The following is a 20,603-nucleotide window of genomic DNA, read 5'->3' as shown; positions in this document are numbered from 1 at the left end:
GGCTGCCGACGCCCTTGACCGGCAGAAATCTTCGGGATATCCGTGACTCTCGGAAAGTTTCCTTCAGCCGGTTTCCCCAGCCCGGCTCCCGGTCCGGCATCCGTCCCCCGAAGGACGTCCCCGAAGGAGCGCACATGTCCCACCGCAACGCCTCCAGACGCACCCTGCTCACCGCCACGGCCGTCGCCGCGACGGCCCTCGCCGCGCCCTCCGCCGCCCACGCGGCGGGCAGCGGCGACCGAGGTCGCGACCGGAAGCTGCGGGAGCTCATCTCCCGCATGAGCCTCGAGGAGAAGGTCGGCCAGCTCTTCGTGATGCATGTGTACGGCCACTCCGCCACCGAGCCCGACCAGGCGGACATCGACTCCAACCTCAAGGAGCTCGGCGTCCGCACCGCCGCTGAGGCGGTCGCCAAGTACCACCTCGGCGGCATCATCTACTTCGGCTGGGCCCACAACACCCGTGCCCCGCACCAGATCGCCGACCTCTCGAACGGCCTCCAGCGCGCGGCCCTCACCCCCGACGCCCCGGAGCAGTCCCCCACCGCCCGCATCCCGCTGCTCATCTCCACCGACCAGGAGCACGGCGCCGTGGCCCGCGTCGGCGTCCCCGCCACGCTCCTGCCCGGCGCGATGGCCCTGGGCGCGGCGGGCTCGCGCTCCACCGCGCGCAAGGCGGCCCGCATCGCGGGCACCGAGCTCCGCGCGCTCGGCATCCGCCAGAACTACGCGCCGGTCGCCGACGTGAACGTCAATCCCGCCAACCCCGTCATCGCCGTACGCTCCTTCGGCTCGGACCCCGAAGCGGTCGCCGGTCTGGTCGCGGCCCAGGTCAAGGGCTACCAGGGCGCGGACATCGCGTCGACGTCCAAGCACTTCCCCGGGCACGGCGACACCAAGGACGACAGCCACTCGAAGCTGCCGTACATCCACCACACCCGTGAGCAGTGGGAGACCCTGGACGCCCCGCCCTTCCGGGCGGCGGTGGAGGCGGGCATCGACTCGATCATGACCGCGCACATCGTCGTCCCCGCCCTGGACCCGGCGGAGGACCCGGCCACGCTCTCGCGCCCCATCCTCACCGGCATCCTGCGCGAGGAACTGGGCTACGACGGCGTCGTGGTGACGGACTCGCTCGGCATGCAGGGCGTCCGCACGAAGTACGGCGACGACCGCGTGCCGGTGCTCGCCCTGAAGGCGGGCGTCGATCAGCTCCTGAACCCGCCGAAGCCGGAGATCGCCTGGAACGCGGTGCTCCAGGCGGTGCGGGAGGGCGAGTTGACGGAGGAACGCCTCGACGAGTCGATCCTTCGCGTCCTACGCCTCAAGGCGAAGCTCGACCTGTTCTCCGACCCGTACGTCTCCTCGCGCGGCGTCGACCGCGCGGTCGGCACGCGCGCGCATCTCGCCGCCGCCGACCGGATCGCCGACGAGACGACGACGCTGCTGCTCAACAAGGACGGACTGCTCCCGCTGTCGCGGCGCACGCGGCGGAAGGTGCTCGTGGTGGGCGCGGACCCGGCGTCGCCTTCGGGGACGACGGGTCCGCCGACGACCGTGCTCGGGCGCGAGCTGACGGACCTCGGCTTCTCGCCGACGGTCCTGCCGACGGGCACGGCCCCCTCCGCCGCGAAGATCGCCGAGGCGGTGGCGGCGGCAGCGGGCCAGGACGCGGTGCTCGTGGGCACGTACAACGTAGGGGCCGGGAGCGCGCAGATCGCGCTGGTGGAGGCGTTGGTGGCGACGGGCGTCCCGGTCGTCGCCGTGGCGATCCGCAATCCGTACGACGTGGCGCGGCTGCCGTCCGTGGGCGCGTCCCTGGCCGCGTACTGCTGGACGGACGTCGAACTGCGCGCCGCGGCACGGGTGGTGGCGGGGCGCGTCGAGCCGCGGGGGAAGCTGCCCGTGCCGGTGCAGCGGGCGGATGACCCGGGGCAGGTGCTGTATCCGGTCGGGTACGGCCTGACGTACTGATCCGTACGCCGCTCCACCGGCGCACCACCTCCACCTGACCCAAAGCACCCCACGCATCTGGCGTGCGCCCGCCCGCGCGGGTCACGCTGGGTGCACATATCGGGGGGATTGCCATGTTTGCCTTGCTTGGCTGGAGGTGCGCGGGGGCGCTGCTGGTGGTGTTCGTCGGCGTGAGTGGCTGTCAGAAGTCCTCGGACCCGGGATCGGAGCCGTCGGGGCGGCAGCCGTCCTCGCCGGTGTCGTCCGGGCACGGGGCCGTCTTCCTCGCCGTGGACGAGTGCAGTTCGAGGGGGCGCGAGACCTTCACGGAGGTGCCGTGCACGAGTGAGCGGGCGGCGGCGCGGGTCGTCGCCCGCTACGACGGCAAGGTCGCACAGGGCCGTTCGTGCCCCGCCCGCACGGACTTCGTGCTCCACATCAGCGAGGACCGGCCGTCGGTGGACGAGGACGGGAACGGGGAGGTTCCGCGGGGCTACGCCTGCATGCGGAACCTCGAGGAGCCGCACCCCGGGGATCCCGGGGGCGGGGGCGGACCTCGGACCGTGGTGGGCGACTGCGTCTACAGCGCCCGGGAGGGGGAGGTCAGGGAGACGGCGTGCGACGGGGCCGGGCCGAAGGCCCCGGAGTACCGGGTGACCGTGGCCGTCTCGCAGCGGTCCCTGTGCCCCGCCGCGACGGAGCTCTATGTGTCGCTGGGGGGCGGGAAGCCGGTGGGGTGTGCGGTGCGGGTGTGAGCGGTTCCGGACGCCGGACGGGCTGAGCAGTCAGCCCGTCCGGCGTTCGAGGACGAACTCGGCGGAGCCGGTGATCGACGGTGCGATCACTACGGGCGCAGAGTCAGCTCCTTCTGCTGGTCCTTGCGGTCCAGCTTCGCGTCATACGGGGCCAGCGGCTTCGCTGCGGACGGTGTGGAGACCCCGGCCCACGCCTGGATCCGCTCCGTCGCCTTCGCCTTGTCCGCAGGGACGAGGCCGGCCACGTTCGCGCCGTGGTTCGCGCCCGGCGCGGTGAAGACGTGGGAGTCGTGCTTCGCGCCCTTGGCGGGGCGGAACGGCTCCGCGCCCCACGGGTCGTTCTCGCCGTAGACGTACATCATCCGCGTCGCGTTGTGCCGCACCCAGCGGTCCACGTCCTTCATGGCGCCCGACTGGAACTTCATCGGGATGTCACGCGGCACGAAGTTCCGCGGCGGCTGGTAGCCGTAGCGGCTCAGGTCGCCGAGCCAGGGCTGGGAGATGTCGGGCGAGCCCAGCTGCGTACCGGCCTGGTAGTAGTACGGCGTGTACGGGGTCAGGCCCTGGTCCGTGTAGGAGGTCCAGCCGCCCACCGCGTCGACGTAGTCGAAGATCACCTGGTCCGAAGCGGTCGACGCGTCGGGGACGTCGGCGCACGCGGACTCCGGCTGGTACTGCCAGAAGCCCCACACCAGGTCGAGGACGACGGCCTCGTACGCCTTGTCCAGGTTCCCGACCGTCTTGAAGGTGTAGTTGCCGGCCTCGGCGAACTCGGCGTACTTCTTCTCCAGCGGCTCGCGGCGCACGAGCGCCTCGCGCTGCACGGCCTCCAGCTTGGCGCGGCACTCCTTGGTGCCGACCGTCTCGAAGAACTCGTCGTAGCGCGAGTCCTCCTTGTTCACCACGTCGTTCGGGGCGACGTACGCGACGACGCCGTCCATGTCACGCGGGTAGAAGCGCTCGTAGTACGTGGCGGTCATGCCGCCCTTCGAGCCGCCGGTCGCCACCCACTTCTTGTCGTAGACCGGCTTGAGCGCCTTGAAGATGCGGTGCTGGTCGCTCGCGGCCTGCCAGATGTCGAGCTTGGACCAGTCGGCGGGCTCGGGGCGGGACGGCGTGAAGAAGCGGTACTCCATGGAGACCTGGTTGCCGTCGATGATCCGCGTCGGCTCGCTGCGGCTGGGGTTCGTCGAGACGCCGTAGCCGCTGGTGAAGAAGGCCGTGGGGCGGGCGGTGTCCTTGTGCAGGACCGTCAGGCGCTGCTTGAAGGTGCCCTTGGAGGGGTGCCGGTGGTCAATCGGCTGGGTGTAGTTGAGGACGAAGTACCGGTAGCCGGTGTACGGCTTCTCCTCGATCAGGCTCATGCCCGGTATCGCGAGGAGCCGGTCCTTTATGTCCGTGGCCTGTGTGTCGATGGCCCGCGGCTCGGCGGCGGTGGCCGCCCCTGCCGTGCCCAGTGTCCCCGCGGTGCCTATCAGCACCACAAGCGACAGCAGCCATCTGAGCGCCTTGCGCATGCACTCTCCCCTAAGTTCGCGGTTGCGTCCGCCGGAACTTATCGGAGCAACTCGCTCACTACTAGGGGCTCTTGCGTCACACCAGGACGCAGTACGTCACAAAGGCGACATCACTCTCGGGGCAGGGTTCAGATCACCCTCAGCACAGGATCCAGCCCGAGCTGACGCTCCCCCCGCCCACCTTCCCCTTCACCCACACACACCGATGCCCCGCGTGGACCGTCACCGGGCCCGCGTGATGCGTGTAGCTGCCCTTGTCCCTGGCCGGGCGGTTGCCGCGGGCCTGGACGCTCACCAGCATCGTCTTGCGGGCGCCGGGGCGCTTGGCGATGGTGACGGCGCAGACGAAGCCGCGCTTCTTGTAGACGACGACCTTGCCCGTGCTGAAGGAGAGGGTGCGCACCTTGTGCCCGGCGCAACGTCCGGCCGACGCCTGCGCCTGCGCCGCACCGGCGCCCGCGACACCGAGCAGGACGGCTGCCGCGAGGACGACGGCGCCGAGCGCAAGGCTCCGCCGTATTCGACCACTGCTCACCAGTTTCCCCTCCCGACACTTCCGTATCAGCGTACTGATGTACGGACGCGGACCGCGGGGCCCACGGTTGCGCCGCCGCCCCGATTCGTTCGGCGGGCTACGCGGCCGACGGCTCGGCCTCCCCCACGAACGTCCGCCACAGCGTCGCGTACCGCCCGTCAAGGGCGAGCAGCTCCTCGTGCGTGCCGTCCTCCGCGACCCGGCCGTGGTCCATCAGGATCACGCGGTCCGCGCGGGCCGCCGTGGTCAGGCGGTGGGCGACGACCAGGGTGGTGCGCTTGCCCGCGATGCGGTCGGTGGCCTGGTTGACCTGCGCTTCCGTGGCGAGGTCGAGGGCGGCGGTCGCCTCGTCGAGGAGCAGGATGTCCGGGTCGACGAGCTCCGCGCGGGCCAGGGCGATCAGCTGGCGCTGCCCGGCGGAGAGGTTGCGGCCGCGCTCGGAGACCTCGTGGAGGTAGCCGCCGTCCAGGGTGGCGATCATGTCGTGCGCGCCGACCGCGCGGGCCGCGGCCTCCACCTGGGCGTCGGTGGCGTCGGGCCGCCCGTAGGCGATCGCGTCGCGCACGGTGCCCGCGAAGAGGTAGGCCTCCTGCGGGACGACGCCGAGGCGGTGGCGGTACGAGGTGAGGTCCAGGGACCGCAGGTCCGTGCCGTCCACCGTGACGCGGCCGCCGGTCGGGTCGTAGAACCGGGCGACGAGCTTGACCAGGGTCGACTTGCCCGCGCCGGTCTCGCCGACGAAGGCGACCGTCTGGCCCTCGGGGATGCGCAGGCGCACACCGCTGAGGGCTTCCTCCGGTTCGTCCTCGGAGCCGTACGCGAAGTCCACGTCCTCGAAGGCGATCTCCCCGCGCAGGGACAGGACGTCGAGCGGCTCGTCCGCGGCCTTGGTCGAGGTCGGCTCCTGGAGCAGTTCCTGGATACGGCCCAGCGAGACGGTGGCCTGCTGGTAGCCGTCGAAGACCTGGGAGAGCTGCTGGACGGGCGCGAAGAACAGGTCGATGTAGAGGAGGTAGGCGACCAGGGCGCCGGTCGTCAGCGTCCCCGCCTCCACGCGTCCCGCGCCGACCATCAGGACCGCGGCCGCCGCGACCGCCGAGAGCAGCTGCACGAACGGGAAGTAGATGGAGATCAGCCACTGCCCGCGGATGCGGGCGCTGCGGTAGTCGGCGCTGGCCTGCGCGAACTTCTTTCCGCCGGAGCGCTCGCGCCGGAAGGCCTGCACGATGCGGAGCCCGGCGACGGACTCCTGGAGGTCGGCGTTGACCACCGAGACGCGCTCACGCGCCAGCTCGTACGCCTTGACGCTGGAGCGGCGGAAGAAGAACGTGCCGATGATCAGCGGCGGCAGCGTCGCGAAGACGACGAGTGCGAGCTGCACGTCGATGACGAGGAGCGCGCCCATGATGCCGAAGAAGGTGACGACGGAGACGAAGGCGGTGACCAGACCCGTCTGGAGGAAGGTGGAGAGCGCGTCCACGTCCGTGGTCATCCGGGTCATGATGCGCCCGGTCAACTCCCGTTCGTAGTAGTCGAGTCCGAGCCGCTGGAGCTGGGCGAAGATCTTCAGACGCAGCGAGTAGAGCACCCGCTCGCCCGTCCGTCCCGTCATCCGCGTCTCGCCGATCTGCGCCGTCCACTGCACGAGCACGGTGAGCAGGGCGAGCCCGGAGGCCACCCACACGGCGCCGAGCGCGAGCTGCGAGACGCCCTCGTCGATGCCGTGCCGGATCAGCACGGGAAGTAGCAACCCCATGCCCGCGTCGATGGCGACGAGGAGCAGGGCGAGCAGCAGGGGTTTGCCGAACCCGGCGAGGAGGCGGCGCAGCCCGTACGACTCCTCCGTGCTGACCGCGCGCGCCTCGTCGATGCCGGGGGTGTCGGTGGCCGGGGGCAACGCGTCGACCTGCGCGAGGAGTTCGGGCGTGGCGGGCATCCCGGACATCGCGGTGTCCTTGGGCTCGCGGTCGCCGACCCAGAGCTGCGGGGTGATGCCGCGCTCGGCGTCGAACTCGGCGTCGAGCTCCTCGCGCAGGGAGGTGTCCTCGGGGAACTCGACCGGGACCGCGTGGCCGGGCGAGACGCCGCCGAGCTCGTCGGGGTCGGTCAACAGGCGCCTGTAGAGCGCCGATTGCTCGGTCAGCTCCTGGTGCGTGCCGATCGCGGCGAGCTTTCCGCCGTCGAGCACGGCGATGCGGTCGGCGAGGTTCAGGGTGGAGCGGCGGTGCGCGATGAGGAGGGTCGTGCGACCCGCCATGACGCCGCGCAGGGCCTCGTGGATCTCGTGCTCGACGCGCGCGTCCACCGCCGACGTCGCGTCGTCGAGGACGAGCAGGCGGGGGTCGGTGAGGATGGCGCGGGCGAGGGCCACGCGCTGGCGCTGACCTCCGGAGAGGGTGAGTCCGTGCTCGCCGACGGTGGTGTCGTACCCGTCGGGCAGCTCGGATATGAAGCGGTCGGCCTGGGCGGCGCGGGCCGCGGTCTCGATCTCCTCCTGGGTGGCGTCCGGCTTTCCGTACGCGATGTTGGCGCGGATGGTGTCGGAGAAGAGGAAGGAGTCCTCGGGCACGAGGCCGATGGCGGCCCGCAGCGAGTCGGTGGTCAGCTCGCGCACGTCGTGCCCGCCGATGAGGACGGCGCCGTGCGTCACGTCGTAGAAGCGGGGCATGAGCAGCGAGACGGTGGACTTGCCGCTGCCGGATGTGCCGACGACGGCGAGGGTCTCGCCGGGCCTGATCTCGAAGGAGAGTCCGTCGAGGACGGGGCGGCTGTCCTCGTAGGCGAAGGAGACGTCGTCGAACTCGACGGTGGCCGGGGCGTCGGCGGGCAGCTCCTTCGTGCCGTCCTTCAGGGTCGGCTCGGTGTCGATGAGCTCCAGGACGCGCTCGGCGCCCGCGCGGGCCTGCTGGCCGACGGTGAGGACCATGGCGAGCATGCGCACGGGGCCGACGAGCTGGGCGAGGTAGCTGGAGAAGGCGACGAACGTGCCGAGCGTGATCTGTCCGCGCACCGCGAGCCAGCCGCCGAGCGCGAGCATCGCGACCTGCCCGAGCGCGGGCACGGCTTGCAGGGCGGGCGTGTACTTGGAGTTGAGCCGGATGGTGCGAAGGCGCCCCGCGAAGAGCTTGCGGCTGACCTCCCTGATCTTCCCGGTCTCCTGCTCCTCCTGGCCGAACCCCTTCACGACGCGTACGCCGGAGACGGAGCCGTCCACGACTCCGGCGACGGCGGCGGCCTGGGCCTGCGCGTACCAGGTGGAGGGGTGCAGGCGGCCCCGGCTGCGCTTGGCGATGAACCAGAGGGCGGGGGCGACGGCGAGCGCGACGAGGGTCAGCGGGACGGAGAGCCACGCCATGATCACGAGGGACATGACGAAGAGCAGGATGTTGCCGATGGTCATCGGCAGCATGAAGAGCAAGCCCTGGATGAGCTGGAGGTCGCTGGTGGCGCGTCCGACGACCTGACCGGTGGACAGCTCGTCCTGCCGCCGGCCGTCGAGCTTCGTGATCGTGCCGTACATCTCGGTCCGCAGGTCGTGCTGGACGTCGAGGGCGAGGCGGCCGCCGTAGTAGCGGCGGATGTAGGTGAAGGCGTAGACGAGGACGGCGGCGCCGATGAGGGCACCGACCCAGGGCCCCATGGACCGGGTCTTGTCCCCGATGACGTCGTCGATGATCACCTTGGTGATGAGCGGGACGAGCGCCATGACGGCCATGCCGCCGAGCGAGGCCCCGAGCGCGAGCAGGACGTCCTTCGGGTACCGCCACGCGTACCCGCTCAGCCGCTTCGCCCAGCCGGATTTCTCCTGCTCGACCCCGCCCCGTTGCTCCACCACGTGCTGCCTCATCCCGTCGACCCGTCGACCTGACCTGCCGAGAGGCCCAACGCGGCGGGATGCGGATTTCATCCCGCCGCAACAAAGAGGGGTCTGAGGTCCTAGGACCCCGTCAGCTGCCGGGGACCGCCACGAACGCCTCCCGTGGCGTGTCCGTCGGGGTGTAGCGCTGGGACGCGGCGGTCCTGGGCGTCAGGTCCTTGTGGATGGCCTTGGCCACGCCCTGGATGGTGGCGACGCCGTAGTTCATGGTGCTGTTGCCGTGGGTGAGCACGGAGATCGTGTAGTCGTGGCCGCCGCCCTTGAACGCGCCGATGCTGTGCACCCGCCAGCCGTGCGTGGACCGCTGCAGCCAGCCGTTCTTGACGTGGATCGCGACGCCGGACGGCGCGCCCGCCGGGGTGCCCCAGCGCTGCGAGGAGACGACCTTGCCCATGAGCTTGAGGATGTAGGCGCGCGCGTTGTCGCTCAGGACGGAGTTCTTGGCGGTGATCAGGGCGAGGAGCTTCTGCTCGTCGGCCGCGTTGATCCGGGTCAGGCCCCAGTAGCCGCCGGATCCCGGGACCGTCTTGGTCATCTTGGCGGCCCTGAGGAACCCGTTGATCTTTCCCGTGCCGAGCTGGCTCCAGAGCTTGCTGGTCGCCGCGTTGTCCGACTTGGTGATCATGGCGTACGCGAGGTCCGACTCACGGGCCGACAGCTTCCGGTCGGTCTTCTTCGCGTCCCACAGCAGCGTCGCGAGGACGGTCGTCTTGACGACGCTCGCCGAGTCGAACGACGTGGTCGGGCGCAGGGTGCAGGTGGTCTTGGTGGTGCGGTCGTGCAGGCCGACCGCGACCGTGCCCTTGCGGTTCTTCAGCGCCGCCGTGATGTCCTTCGTCAGCTTGGCGGCCAGGCCGGCCTGCGCGGAGGTGCAGGTCACCTGCGGTGCCGCCGCGGCGACGGCCGGCGTGGCGGTCGCGGTCACGCCGAGCGGCACGAGCACTCCGGCGGCGAGGCCCGCCGAGAGCACGCGGGCACGCCTGGATATCCCGGATACCGGGTGCGTCATGGAATTTCCCCATCCCCTTGGGTCCGTACAAACCCCTCGGGGCCCGTACGAGCGCGCCCCCCGGCGCACTCACCCCGCATGACTCGCCGGTACCGGTCGAGGTTGTGCGACTTTGGAACAGATGACCGATCCGTGACACGCCCGTGTCCAAACGATCACCCTGCGCCCGGGTACGGCCTCAGGAACGACAGAGTCCCGGCGTCACCCGCTCTTCGCGGTGTGACGCCGGGACTCCGCTGCGATCAGCGTCGGCTCAGATGTACGTCGTCTCAGATGTGCGTCGGCTCGAACATCCGCAGGACTGCCGGGAGCACGACCACCGAGGGGCCGGGCGCCGCGAGCGCCTTCGCCAGGTCGTCCTTCAGGGTCTCCGGGGTCGTCCGGACGCCCGGCACCCCGAAGGACTCCGCGAGCGCGACGAAGTCGGGCCGGGAGAGCTCCGTCGCCGTGGGCTCGCCGAAGGCGTCGGACATGTACTCCCGGAGGATTCCGTAGCCCCCGTCGTCCACGATCAGCCAGGTGACCGGCAGGTCGTGCTGCTTGGCCGACGCCAGTTCCGCGATGGAGTACATCGCGCCGCCGTCGCCCGAGACCGCAAGGACCGGCTTCGAGGGATCGGCGGCAGCGGCGCCGAGCGCGGCCGGGAAGCCGTACCCGAGGCCGCCCGCGCCCTGGGCGGAGTGCATCGTGTTCGGGCGCCGCGCGTCGAAGGCGGACCAGGCCCAGTACGCCAGGATCGTCATGTCCCAGAAGGACGGCGCAGCGTCCGGCAGGGCCTCGCGCACCGACGCGAGGACCTGCTGCTCCAGGGTGAGCTCCTGGGCGGCGATGCGGTCCTTGACCTTGGTGAGGACCGTCCGCACCCGCTCGGGGGCCGAGGGGTCCTCGCGCGGGGCGTCGATCGTCTCCAGGAGCGCGGAGAGCGCGAGGCGCGCGTCCGCGTGGATGCCGAGCGCCGGGTGGTTGGACTCCAGCTTCCCGGCGTCCGCCTCGATCTGGATGACCCGGCCGCGCGGCTTGAATGTGTGGTAGTTCGACGAGAGCTCGCCGAGGCCGGAGCCGACCACCAGGAGGACGTCCGCGTCCTCCAGGAAGTCCGTGGTGTACCGGTCCTCCAGCCAGGACTGGAGCGACAGCGGGTGCTCCCAGGGGAACGCCCCCTTGCCGCCGAAGGTCGTGACGACCGGGGCGTTCACCAGCTCGGCGAGAGCGAGCAGCTTGCCGGAGGCATCGGAGCGTACGACTCCGCCGCCCGCGATGATCGCCGGGCGCTCGGCGCGGGACAGCAGGTCGGCCGCCACGGCGGTCAGCTCGGGGCGCGGGACGACGTCGTCCGGGGTCGCGTCCATGGCCGTGACGACGGGCAGGGTCGTCTCCGCCAGCAGCACGTCCTGCGGGATCTCCACCCACACCGGGCCGTGCGGGGCGGTGAGCGCCGACTCCCAGGCCGCCGCGATGGCGGAGGGGATCTGCGAGGCCGTGCGCACCGTGTGCACGGACTTCACGATGTCGCGGAAGGAGGCCTGCTGGTCGCGCAGCTCGTGGAGGTAGCCGTGCCGGCCGCCGCCGAGCCCCGCCACCGGGATCTGGCTGCCGATCGCGAGCACGGGCGAGGAACCGGCCGCCGCCTCCTGGAGCGCGGCGAGCGAGGTCAGCGCGCCGGGTCCGGTGGACAGGAGCAGCGGGGCCACCTCGCCGGTGATGCGGCCGTACGCGTCCGCCGCGAAGCCCGTGTTGTTCTCGACGCGCAGCCCGACGTACGACAGGGACGAGCGCCGCAGGGCGTCGAACATGCCGAGCGCGTGCTGGCCGGGGAGGCCGAAGACCGTCGTCGCGCCGAGGCCCTGGAGGGTCTCGACGACGAGGTCGCCGCCGTTGCGCCCGGCGGGCGGGTTCAGGGCCGCTTCCTGCTGCGCGTCCGTGGGCCGCAGGACTACGTCGTGGTCGTGCGTCACTTGGCCGCGCTCCCCTCGGTGGTCCGGCGGGCCTCCGCGATCTGGCGGGACATGATCGTCGTCAGCTCGTACGCGGTGTGCGAGGCGGCGACCGCCGTGATCTCCGCGTGGTCGTAGGCGGGGGCGACCTCGACGACGTCCGCCGAGACGAGGTTGCAGGAGGAGAGCCCCCGCAGGATCTCCAGGAGCTCGCGCGACGTCATGCCGCCCGCCTCCGGGGTGCCGGTGCCGGGCGCGTGGGCCGGGTCCAGGCAGTCGATGTCGATGGATATGTACAGCGGGCGGTCGCCGATGCGCTGGCGCAGCTGGTCGGCGACCTCGTCGGCGCCGCGGCGGTAGATGTCCGCCGAGGTGACGATGCCGAAGCCCATCTTCTCGTCGTCGGTGAGGTCCTGCTTGCCGTACAGCGGACCGCGCGTGCCGACGTGGGAGAGCGCCTCGGTGTCGAGGATGCCCTCCTCGACGGCGCGGCGGAACGGCGTGCCGTGGGTGTACTCCGCGCCGAAGTACGTGTCCCAGGTGTCCAGGTGCGCGTCGAAGTGCAGCAGGGCGACCGGGCCGTGCTTCTTGGCGACCGAACGGAGCAGCGGCAGGGCGATGGTGTGGTCGCCGCCGAGCGTCATCATGCGGGCGCCCGAGCCGAGGAGGTCGTCCGCGGCGGCCTCGATCGTCTCCACCGCTTCGTTGATGTTGAACGGGTTGGCGGCTATGTCACCGGCGTCCGCGACCTGCGCGAGCGCGAAGGGCGACGCGTCCTGCGCGGGGTTGTACGGACGGAGCAGCCGCGAGGCCTCACGGATCGCGTTGCCGCCGAAGCGGGCGCCGGGGCGGTACGAGACACCGGTGTCGAAGGGCACGCCGACCACGGCGATGTCCGTCTTGCCGCCCACCTCGTCGAGGCGGGGCAGCCGGGCGTACGTCGCCGGGCCCGCGTACCGGGGAACGCGGGAGGAATCGACCGGGCCGCGGGGGGTCGGGGTCTCGGCGCTGCTCATGGTCGGTTTCCTCCTGCTGGTACGAGTGGTGCTGTGCTGCTGGGACAAGTGTCGCGCGGCCCGCTGACAGTGGGCCGCGCGGAGAAACTAGACGGTCACCGGAGCCTGCGGCTCCGCCTCCTCGGACCCCCGGCCCGCGAGCCGCTCGCGCCAGGCCGCGAGGACCTTCGCGTCGGTGGGCTTCGTGGCGAGGGAGACGACGACGTACACGCCGAGCGAGATCAGCAGGCCGTAGTAGATGGGCTCGTTGGCGAGGATTCCGTACCCCCACATGAGCCCGATGACGGAGAGACCACCGGCGACGATGGCCGCGAGCGCGCCCTCGGCGGTGCCCCGCTTCCACAGGAGCCCGCCGAGGATCGGCACGAGGAGCCCGGCGACGAGGAGGTTGTAGGCGACGGTGAGCGCCTGGACCACGTCGTTGAGGGCGATGGCGATGCAGACGACCCCGATGCCCATGATCAGGATGAAGAGGCGGTTGCCCTTCACCTCGTCGTGCGCCTCGCCCTCCGCCTTCGGGGCGACGGCGCCGCGAAGCCGCGACCAGATGTCGTTGTTGGCGACGGTCGCGCACGCGATGAGCGCCCCGGAGGACGTGGACATCACGGCGGCGAGCGCCGCGGCGAGCACCAACCCTCGTACGCCCATGGGCAGTTCGTCCTTGACCATGGTCGCGAAGGCCGCGTCGGCGCTCGGCAGCTTCGGGTACATGACCTTGGCTGCCGTACCGATGACGGCGCCCGCGAGCGCGTAGACCAGGCAGTACGTACCGGCGACGGTGCCGCCGTAGCGGGCGACCTTGTCGCTGCGCGCGGTGAAGACGCGCTGCCAGATGTCCTGCCCGATGAGCATGCCGAACGTATAGATCAGGACGTACGTGAAGATCGTCTCGCCGCCGATGCCCAGCGGGTCGAAGTACTCGGTGGGCAGCTTGGCCTTCATCTCGCTGAAGCCGCCGGCCTTGACGACCGCGATGGGCAGCAGCAGGAGCAGCACTCCGATGGTCTTCACCACGAACTGCACCATGTCGGTGAGCGTGATGGACCACATGCCGCCGAGCGTCGAGTACGCGACGACGATCGAGCCGCCGAGGATGATCGCCAGGGTGCGGTTCATGTCGAAGATGACGTCGAAGATCGTGGCGTACGCGATGGTCGACGTGACCGCGAGCATCAGCGTGTACGCCCACATGACGACTCCGGAGATGACGCCCGCGCGCCCGCCGTAGCGGAGGTCGAGCATCTCGGAGACGGTGTAGACCTTCAGGCGGGCGATGCGCGCCGAGAAGAAGACGCTCAGCGCGAGCAGGCCGAGGCCGATCGTGAAGACCATCCAGGCACCGGAGAGCCCGTACTGGTAGCCGAGGCCGACGCCGCCGATGGTGGACGCGCCGCCGAGGACGATGGCGGCCATGGTCCCGGAGTACATCCACGGTCCGAGGCGGCGTCCCGCGACCAGGAACTCAGCTTTGGACTTGGCGCGGCGCATGCCCCACCAGCCCATGGCGAGCATGCCGGCGAGATAGACGACGATCACTGTGTAGTCGACGGCCATAGGGCCCTCCTTCGCGCACCTCGGTGGCGTGTCGTGCAGATGGGGGTGAGGGGGTGGCAACCAGCCGCGGGGACATCCGCCCGTACCCGCGGCCTGGGGTCGGCACGACCTTAGGTGGCCGGAAAGCAACGCTGAAGTGTACGTTTCATCCACTCCCCGTGATCGATATGGATGGAACATCCACCGTGCCGGACCCACTCGCCCCGTCAGCCCCCTCCCCGGCTCCCCCGACCCCGCCCGTTCCCCTGACCGCGCTCCTGGCCAGGGAGGATCTGGGCCTGCGCCAGATCGCGGGCCCCGACGCCGGGGAGAGCGGGGCCGCCGTCCAGTGGGTGCACACCTCGGAGATGGCGGACCCCTATCCGTACCTCCTGGGCGGCGAGCTGCTGCTGACGGCGGGCGTGCACATCACGGATCCGGTGGGCGCGGGCGTCTACCTCGACGACTACGTGGCGCGCATCGTCGAGGCGGGCGGCGCGGCCCTCGGCTTCGGTGTCGCGCCCGTGCACGACACGGTGCCGCGCGCCCTGGTGACGGCCTGCGACCGCTACGGGCTTCCGCTCCTGGAGGTGCCGCCGCGCACGACGTTCAGCGGGGTCGCCCGCGCGGTGTGGCAGCTGGTGGCGGAGGCCAGGCACGCGGAGCTGCGCCGCGTGACGGAGGCCCAGCAGGGCCTCGCCACGGCCGCCGCGCGCCCGGACCCGGTGCCCGCGGTGCTCCGCCAGCTCGCGGCGCGCCTGAGCGGCTGGGCGGCGCTCTACGCACCGGACGGCGCGGTGCTCCACACGGCGGGGACGGCTCCGGGGGCGGGGGTGCGGCAAGCGGTGCACGACCTCTCCGAAGTCGTACGCCCGTCGGCCCGGCCCGGCCCCGCCCCCGCGTCGGCCACCGACTCCGTGGGCGGCGCCCACCTCGCCACGTACGCGCTCGGCGGCGGACAGGGGTTCGCGCTCGGACTCGCCGCCGAGCAGCGCGAACCGGGGGACCACACCATCACCGGGGTCGCGGTCGTCCTCCTCTCGCTCCTGACCGGCAAGCACCAGGGCGCCGCCGACTCCGTGCGGTCGGCGGCGCTCGTACGGCTGCTCCTGGGCTCGGCGGTGGACGATGTCGCGCCTCTCCTGGGGGCCGACGAGTGGACCGTGGTGCACGCGCGCGGGGATGCCGGTGACGACCCGGTGGCCCATGCGGTCGCCGCCTCCGCGCTGGCCGCAGCCCTGGGCAGCGGCATGGTGGACACAGATCCCGGCCAGGACCTCGTACGCCTCCTGCTCCCGGCCGACCGCGAGCTCGCCGGGCAGCCCGGCTGGACCCTCGGCGTCTCCGCCCCCGCGTCCCCCGGCGACCTGCCGGCCGCCGACGCCCAGGCGGACCGCGCCCTGCGCCGCGCCGAGGCGACCCGGGCGCCGCTCGTCCGGCACCGCGAGGCGGGCATCGCCGCGCTGGTCGCGCCCGCCGAGGCCGCCGCCCACGCGCGCGTGCTGCTCGCCCCGCTCGGCGGCAGCGAGGCGCTCACCACGACCCTGCGTACCTGGCTCTCCCTGCACGGCAGTTGGGACCGCACGGCAACGGCGCTGGGGGTGCACCGCAACACGGTCCGGCAGCGGATCACCCGGTGCGCGACGCTCCTGGGCGCGGACCTGGACGACCCGGACGTACGAATGGAACTGTGGTTCGCGCTGAACCGGGCCCCGTAAGGGGCGCGGGGAACGGCGCGCCCAGCCACATGCGGCCCGCAGACGAAGAGACAACCCACCCCCGCTCAAGCCAAACGCAGCGCACCTCACAGGCCCATGCTTCGAAACGCCCCGGCCCCGCGGCCCGAGCGACGGCACAATGGGAGCCATGCCGATACCCAGTCGTCCCGCCCTTGTCGACCACCTCGTACGCTCCCGCATCGCCGGCGACGTCGCTACGCCCCGCGAGAACAACCTCAGCCACTACAGGAAGCTCGCGAACGGCGACCGCCACTACTGGCTCGGCCTGGAGCTCGGCGACCGCTGGACCGACGAGCAGGACGTCCTCGCGGTGATGGCCGAGCGGTGCGGCGTGATCGACGACGCCGAGTTCCGGCACGGGCAGGACACCATCGACCCGGAGCTGACGGTCGACGCCCTTGAGCGGATGGCGGCGCGGCTCCGCAAGGCTGCGGCCGGCAAGGAGAGGGTCCTTTTCGCCACCGGCCACCCCGGAGGCCTGCTCGACGTGCACCGCGCGACGGCGGCCGCCCTGCGCTCCGCGGGCTGCGAGATCGTCGTGATCCCGGAGGGCCTCACCGCCGACGAGGGCATGGTCTTCCAGTTCGCGGACGTGGCGATGCTGGAGCGCGGCGCGACCCTGTGGCACACGCACTCCCCCGAGCCGATGAACGCGATCCTGGACGGCCTGGAGCGCGAGGGCCGTCCGCTGCCCGACCTGGTCGTCGCGGACCACGGCTGGGCCGGACGGGCGGGCCAGCGCGGCATCGACTCCATCGGGTACGCGGACTGCAACGACCCGGCGCTGTTCATCGGCGAGGCCGAGGGGACCCTCCAGGTGACGATCCCGCTGGACGACCACGTCACGAGCCCGCGCTTCTACGACCCGATGACGGCCTACCTCCTGGACGCCGCGGGCCTCACGCCGGAGGCCTGAGTCACGGCCACGGGTTGAGGCCTTCCGCGCGCCGCTGGGAGAACCCCGGCGTGGGGTCCAGATAGACCCGTCGTACGCCGGGGAACCGCTCCCGAAGGCGCCGCTCGGCCTGTTCGCAGGCCCACTCGATCTGCGCCGCCGTGGAGGCGTCACGGAAGTCGACCTTGGCGGCGACCAGCGCCTCGCGCGGCCCCTGGAGCAGCGTCGTCAGTTCGAGCACGGCCTCGATGTGCTCGGAGGCCAGGAGTTCTTCCCGGATCTCCTGGCGCATCGGCTTCGGCAGCGGCCGGCCGATGAGGAGCTGGGCGTTGCTGCGGCCGAGCACCCAGGCGACGTACAGAAGAAGCGCGCCGATGCAGAGCGAGGCCACGCCGTCCCACACGCCCGACCCGGTGAGCTGCCCGCCGAGCAGTCCGCCGGCGGCGAGCACGAGGCCGGCGAGCGCTGCGGAGTCCTCCAGGACGACGGCCTTCACGGCGGTGTCGGGCGTGTAGCGCAGATAGCGCCCGAACGACGCCCCGAAGCGCGCCGCCTCACCACGCGCCTGCTTGACGCCGGTGCGCAGCGAATAGCCCTCCAGGAGGAAGGCGATGGCGAGCACGATGTACGAGATGAGCGGGTCGCCCAGCTCCTCGCCCGCCACCAGCGTGTGGATGCCGTCGTAGATCGAGAAGACGGCGCCGCCGACGAAGGTGGCGACGGCCGCGAGCATCGCCCAGATGTAGCGCTCGGGGCCGTAGCCAAGCGGGTGGTCCTCGTCCGCGGGCTTCTCGCTCCGCTTCAGAGCGGTGAGGAGCAGTACCTCGGTGACGGTGTCGGCCAAGGAGTGGGCCGCTTCGGAGAGCATCGCGCTCGACCCGCTGATGACACCGGCGACGGCCTTGGCGACGGCGATCCCGAGGTTGGCGACGGCGGCGACGATGACGGTGAAGGTGCTCTCGCCGCCACCTTCTGACGGTTGCTCACTCATGTATGGGACGGTATGTCCGATCAGCGGGGAACGCGAACGACGCCTTCCTGAATCACCGTCACCGCGAGCTGCCCGTCCTGCGTCCAGATCCGGGCCTGGCCGAGGCCGCGCCCGCCGGACGCGGACGGCGACTCCTGGTCGTACAGGAGCCATTCGTCGGCCCTGAAGGGGCGGTGGAACCACATCGCGTGGTCGAGCGAGGCGCCGACGACGTCACCGACCGCCCAGCCGCCCCGGCCGTGCGCGAGCAGCACCGAGTCGAGCAGCGTCATGTCGGAGACGTACGTGGCGAGGCAGACGTGCAGCAAGGACGCGTCGATGCCGCCGTCGAGCTTGCCGTTCGTGCGGAACCACACCTGCGAGCGCGGCTCGCGGGGCTGTCCGACGGAGGCCCAGGGCGGTGCGTCCACGTAGCGCAGATCGACGGCCGCGCGGGCCTCGATCAGCCGCTCGGCGACGTGCGAGGGCAGGTGCTGCGGCAGCATCTCGGCGGCCGTCGGCAGCGTCTCAGGGTCCGGCGCGGACGGCATCCCCGTCTGGTGCTCCAGGCCCTCCTCGTCCGTCTGGAAGGACGCGGAGAGGTGGAATATCGGCTGCCCGTGCTGGACGGCGACGACCCGGCGCGTGGTGAAGGAGCGGCCGTCGCGGATCCGGTCGACGGTGTAGACGATGGGCGCGCCCGGGTCCCCCGCCCGCAGGAAGTACGCGTGCAGGGAGTGGGCGGGACGGTCGGCGGGGACCGTGCGTCCCGCCGCCACCAGCGCCTGGGCGGCCACCTGGCCGCCGAAGACGCGCGGGACGAGCGCCGAGCGGCTCACGCCCCGGAATATGTCCTCCTCGATCTGCTCCAGGTCGAGCAGATCGAGGAGTGACTCAAGTGCCTTGTTCATGAATCCAGTTCTACAGGGCGGTCTTTACGGGACCATGTCCTTACAGGACAGGACCACGTCCTTACAGGCCCATGTTCTTGGCGATGATCATCTTCATGACCTCGCTGGTGCCGCCGTAGATGCGGTTGACGCGGTTGTCCGCGTACAGGCGGGCGATGGGGTACTCGTTCATGAAGCCGTAGCCGCCGTGCAGCTGGAGGCACTTGTCGATGACGCGGTGCGCGACCTCGGTGTTGAACAGCTTCGCGGACGCGGCCTCTGCGGCGGTCAGCTCGCCCGCGTCCAGGGCCTCAAGGGCGCGGTCGGCGACGGCCTCCGCGGCGTCCACCTCGGCCTGGCAGGCGGCCAGCTCGAACTTCGTGTTCTGGAAGGAGGCGACCGTCTTGCCGAAGACCGTGCGGTCCTGGACGTACTCCTTGGCGAACCGGACGGCGGCCTTGGCCTGCGCGTACGCGCCGTAGGCGATGCCCCAGCGCTCGGAGGGGAGGTTGCTCCCGAGGTAGTAGAAGCCCTTGTTCTCCTCGCCGAGGAGGTCCTCGACGGGGACCTTGACGTCGACGAACGCCAGCTCGGCGGTGTCGGAGGTCTTCAGGCCGAGCTTGTCGAGCTTGCGGCCGATGGAGTAGCCCTCGGACTTGGTGTCGACCGCGAAGAGGGAGATGCCGAAGCGGCGGTCCTCGGCGGTGGGCGCGGAGGTGCGGGCGCAGACGATCACGCGGTCGGCGTGCACACCGCCGGTGATGAAGGTCTTGGAGCCGTTGAGGACGTAGTGCGTGCCGTCCTCGGAGAGCTTGGCCGTGGTCTTCATGCCCGCGAGGTCGGAGCCGGTGCCCGGCTCGGTCATCGCCAGGGCCCACATCTCCTCGGCGGAGACGAACTTCTCGAGGTAGCGCTTCTTCTGCTCGTCGGTGCCGAGCGCCTTGATGTACGGCAGGGCGAGCAGCACGTGCACCCCGGAACCGCCGAAGCTGACGCCCGCGCGGGCCGTCTCCTCGTACTGGATGGCCTCGAACTTGTGCGAGTCGATGCCCGCGCCGCCGAACTCCTCGGGGACGCTGATGCCGAAGAGACCGAGCTCGGCGAGCTTGTAGTAGAACTCGCGCGGCACCTGGCCCGCGGCGAACCACTCCTCGTGGACCGGGACGACCTCGGCCTCGATGAAGGCGCGCAGGGTCTCCCGGAACGCCTCGTGGTCCTCATTGAAAACGGTACGGCGCACGGAGAACTCCTTCGATACGACACCAGGCTCGACCAAGTGCACACGACTAAGCGCTTGCTCAGAGAGACGTTACCCGCCGGTCACCGGACCGTCCAGAGAGAAGCCCTGTCGCTCCCGTCACGCCGCTGTCGCCGCGAACGCCCCGCGCGCCAGGCTGTGCAGCAGCTGGGCCATCGCGCTACGGCTCGGCAGGGCGTCGCGGCGGCTGAGGTGCGGCGTGGAGTTGAGCAGCCCGAAGACCGCGTGCACACAGACGCGCGCGGCGTTCTCGGCGAGGTCCGGATAGACCTTGCGCACGACGTCCACCCAGATCTCCACGTACTGCCGCTGGAGCTGGCGGACCAGCTTGCGGTCGGTGTCCCGCAGCCGGTCGAGCTCGCGGTCGTGCAGCGTGATCAGGGAACGGTCGTCCAGGGCGAAGTCGATGTGCCCCTCGATGAGCGCGTCGAGCGTCTGCTCCGGTGACCCGTCCGCCTCGGCCACACACCGCTTGCCACCGGTCAGGAGCTGCCCGCTGATGCCGACGAGCAGCTCGGCGAGCATCGCGTCCTTGCCCGGGAAGTGGCGGTAGAGGCCGGGCCCGCTGATGCCGACGGCCGCTCCTATCTCGTCCACTCCTACGCCGTGGAAGCCGCGCTCGGCGAAGAGCCGGGCGGCTTCCTTGAGGATCTGCTCGCGACGGGTGGGGGCGTCGGTTCTGGTGGCCATGGAATCAATTCTAGACAGGGCGGTTAGCGCTCG

The 20,603-nt window shown here is 71.2% G+C and carries 15 protein-coding genes; 4 read left to right on the top strand and 11 right to left on the bottom strand.

Annotation, left to right across the window (positions count from 1 at the left end; translation table 11 throughout):
- The first annotated feature begins 134 nt into the window (after positions 1-134).
- Positions 135-1,973: a glycoside hydrolase family 3 protein gene (locus M4V62_RS27080; RefSeq protein ID WP_249589813.1), complete on the top strand. Its 1,839-nt coding sequence runs from the start codon at positions 135-137 to the stop codon at positions 1,971-1,973.
- A gap of 113 nt (positions 1,974-2,086) precedes the next feature.
- Positions 2,087-2,707 carry a hypothetical protein gene (locus M4V62_RS27075; protein ID WP_249589812.1) on the top strand — a complete coding sequence of 207 codons (621 nt, stop codon included), beginning with the start codon at positions 2,087-2,089 and terminating at the stop codon, positions 2,705-2,707.
- A gap of 89 nt (positions 2,708-2,796) precedes the next feature.
- Here the strand turns inward: M4V62_RS27075 and M4V62_RS27070 are convergent, their stop codons facing one another.
- The 7 genes from M4V62_RS27070 to M4V62_RS27040 form a co-directional block, all read right to left on the bottom strand.
- On the bottom strand, positions 2,797-4,224 hold the full coding sequence (locus tag M4V62_RS27070; protein WP_249589811.1) for a S28 family serine protease: 1,428 nt from the start codon (positions 4,222-4,224) through the stop codon (positions 2,797-2,799).
- Between the two features lie 139 nt (positions 4,225-4,363).
- Entirely contained in the window at positions 4,364-4,759 is a 396-nt protein-coding gene (locus M4V62_RS27065) for a hypothetical protein (RefSeq protein WP_249589810.1), read from the bottom strand.
- A gap of 97 nt (positions 4,760-4,856) precedes the next feature.
- Complete coding sequence (locus tag M4V62_RS27060) at positions 4,857-8,606, bottom strand: ABC transporter ATP-binding protein (protein ID WP_425574992.1); 3,750 nt, start codon at positions 8,604-8,606, stop codon at positions 4,857-4,859.
- Between the two features lie 100 nt (positions 8,607-8,706).
- Complete coding sequence (locus tag M4V62_RS27055; protein ID WP_249589808.1) at positions 8,707-9,645, bottom strand: serine hydrolase; 939 nt, start codon at positions 9,643-9,645, stop codon at positions 8,707-8,709.
- A gap of 269 nt (positions 9,646-9,914) precedes the next feature.
- A complete protein-coding gene (locus M4V62_RS27050) occupies positions 9,915-11,600 on the bottom strand; it encodes a thiamine pyrophosphate-binding protein (RefSeq protein ID WP_249589807.1) in 1,686 nt (561 codons plus the stop codon).
- Positions 11,597-12,595, bottom strand: a complete 999-nt coding sequence (gene speB, locus M4V62_RS27045) for an agmatinase (protein WP_249589806.1) — start codon at positions 12,593-12,595, stop codon at positions 11,597-11,599. Before speB ends, M4V62_RS27050 begins: the two co-directional genes overlap by 4 nt.
- Before the next feature lie 87 nt (positions 12,596-12,682).
- A complete protein-coding gene (locus M4V62_RS27040) occupies positions 12,683-14,149 on the bottom strand; it encodes a sodium:solute symporter family protein (protein ID WP_249589805.1) in 1,467 nt (488 codons plus the stop codon).
- A gap of 167 nt (positions 14,150-14,316) precedes the next feature.
- Between M4V62_RS27040 and M4V62_RS27035 the strand changes: the two genes are divergently transcribed.
- Together M4V62_RS27035 and M4V62_RS27030 are read left to right on the top strand one after the other, a co-directional pair.
- Complete coding sequence (locus tag M4V62_RS27035; protein ID WP_249589804.1) at positions 14,317-15,846, top strand: PucR family transcriptional regulator; 1,530 nt, start codon at positions 14,317-14,319, stop codon at positions 15,844-15,846.
- A gap of 139 nt (positions 15,847-15,985) precedes the next feature.
- A complete protein-coding gene (locus M4V62_RS27030) occupies positions 15,986-16,783 on the top strand; it encodes a phosphatase (protein ID WP_249589803.1) in 798 nt (265 codons plus the stop codon).
- A gap of 1 nt (position 16,784) precedes the next feature.
- Here the strand turns inward: M4V62_RS27030 and M4V62_RS27025 are convergent, their stop codons facing one another.
- The 4 genes from M4V62_RS27025 to M4V62_RS27010 all read right to left on the bottom strand — a co-directional run bounded on the left by M4V62_RS27025 (position 16,785) and on the right by M4V62_RS27010 (position 20,570).
- Positions 16,785-17,753 carry a cation diffusion facilitator family transporter gene (locus M4V62_RS27025; RefSeq protein WP_249589802.1) on the bottom strand — a complete coding sequence of 323 codons (969 nt, stop codon included), beginning with the start codon at positions 17,751-17,753 and terminating at the stop codon, positions 16,785-16,787.
- A 20-nt stretch (positions 17,754-17,773) separates the two neighbouring features.
- Positions 17,774-18,643 carry an acyl-CoA thioesterase gene (locus M4V62_RS27020; RefSeq protein ID WP_249589801.1) on the bottom strand — a complete coding sequence of 290 codons (870 nt, stop codon included), beginning with the start codon at positions 18,641-18,643 and terminating at the stop codon, positions 17,774-17,776.
- A 61-nt stretch (positions 18,644-18,704) separates the two neighbouring features.
- Complete coding sequence (locus tag M4V62_RS27015; RefSeq protein WP_249589800.1) at positions 18,705-19,862, bottom strand: acyl-CoA dehydrogenase family protein; 1,158 nt, start codon at positions 19,860-19,862, stop codon at positions 18,705-18,707.
- Positions 19,863-19,979: 117 nt separating this feature from the next.
- A complete protein-coding gene (locus tag M4V62_RS27010) occupies positions 19,980-20,570 on the bottom strand; it encodes an SACE_7040 family transcriptional regulator (RefSeq protein WP_249589799.1) in 591 nt (196 codons plus the stop codon).
- Positions 20,571-20,603: the final 33 nt, after the last annotated feature.

It is taken from the genome of Streptomyces durmitorensis (genome assembly GCF_023498005.1).
GTDB lineage: Bacteria > Actinomycetota > Actinomycetes > Streptomycetales > Streptomycetaceae > Streptomyces > Streptomyces durmitorensis.
Note: the sequence above shows the minus strand (reverse complement) of the source record. Positions and strands in the feature narration are given on the sequence as shown.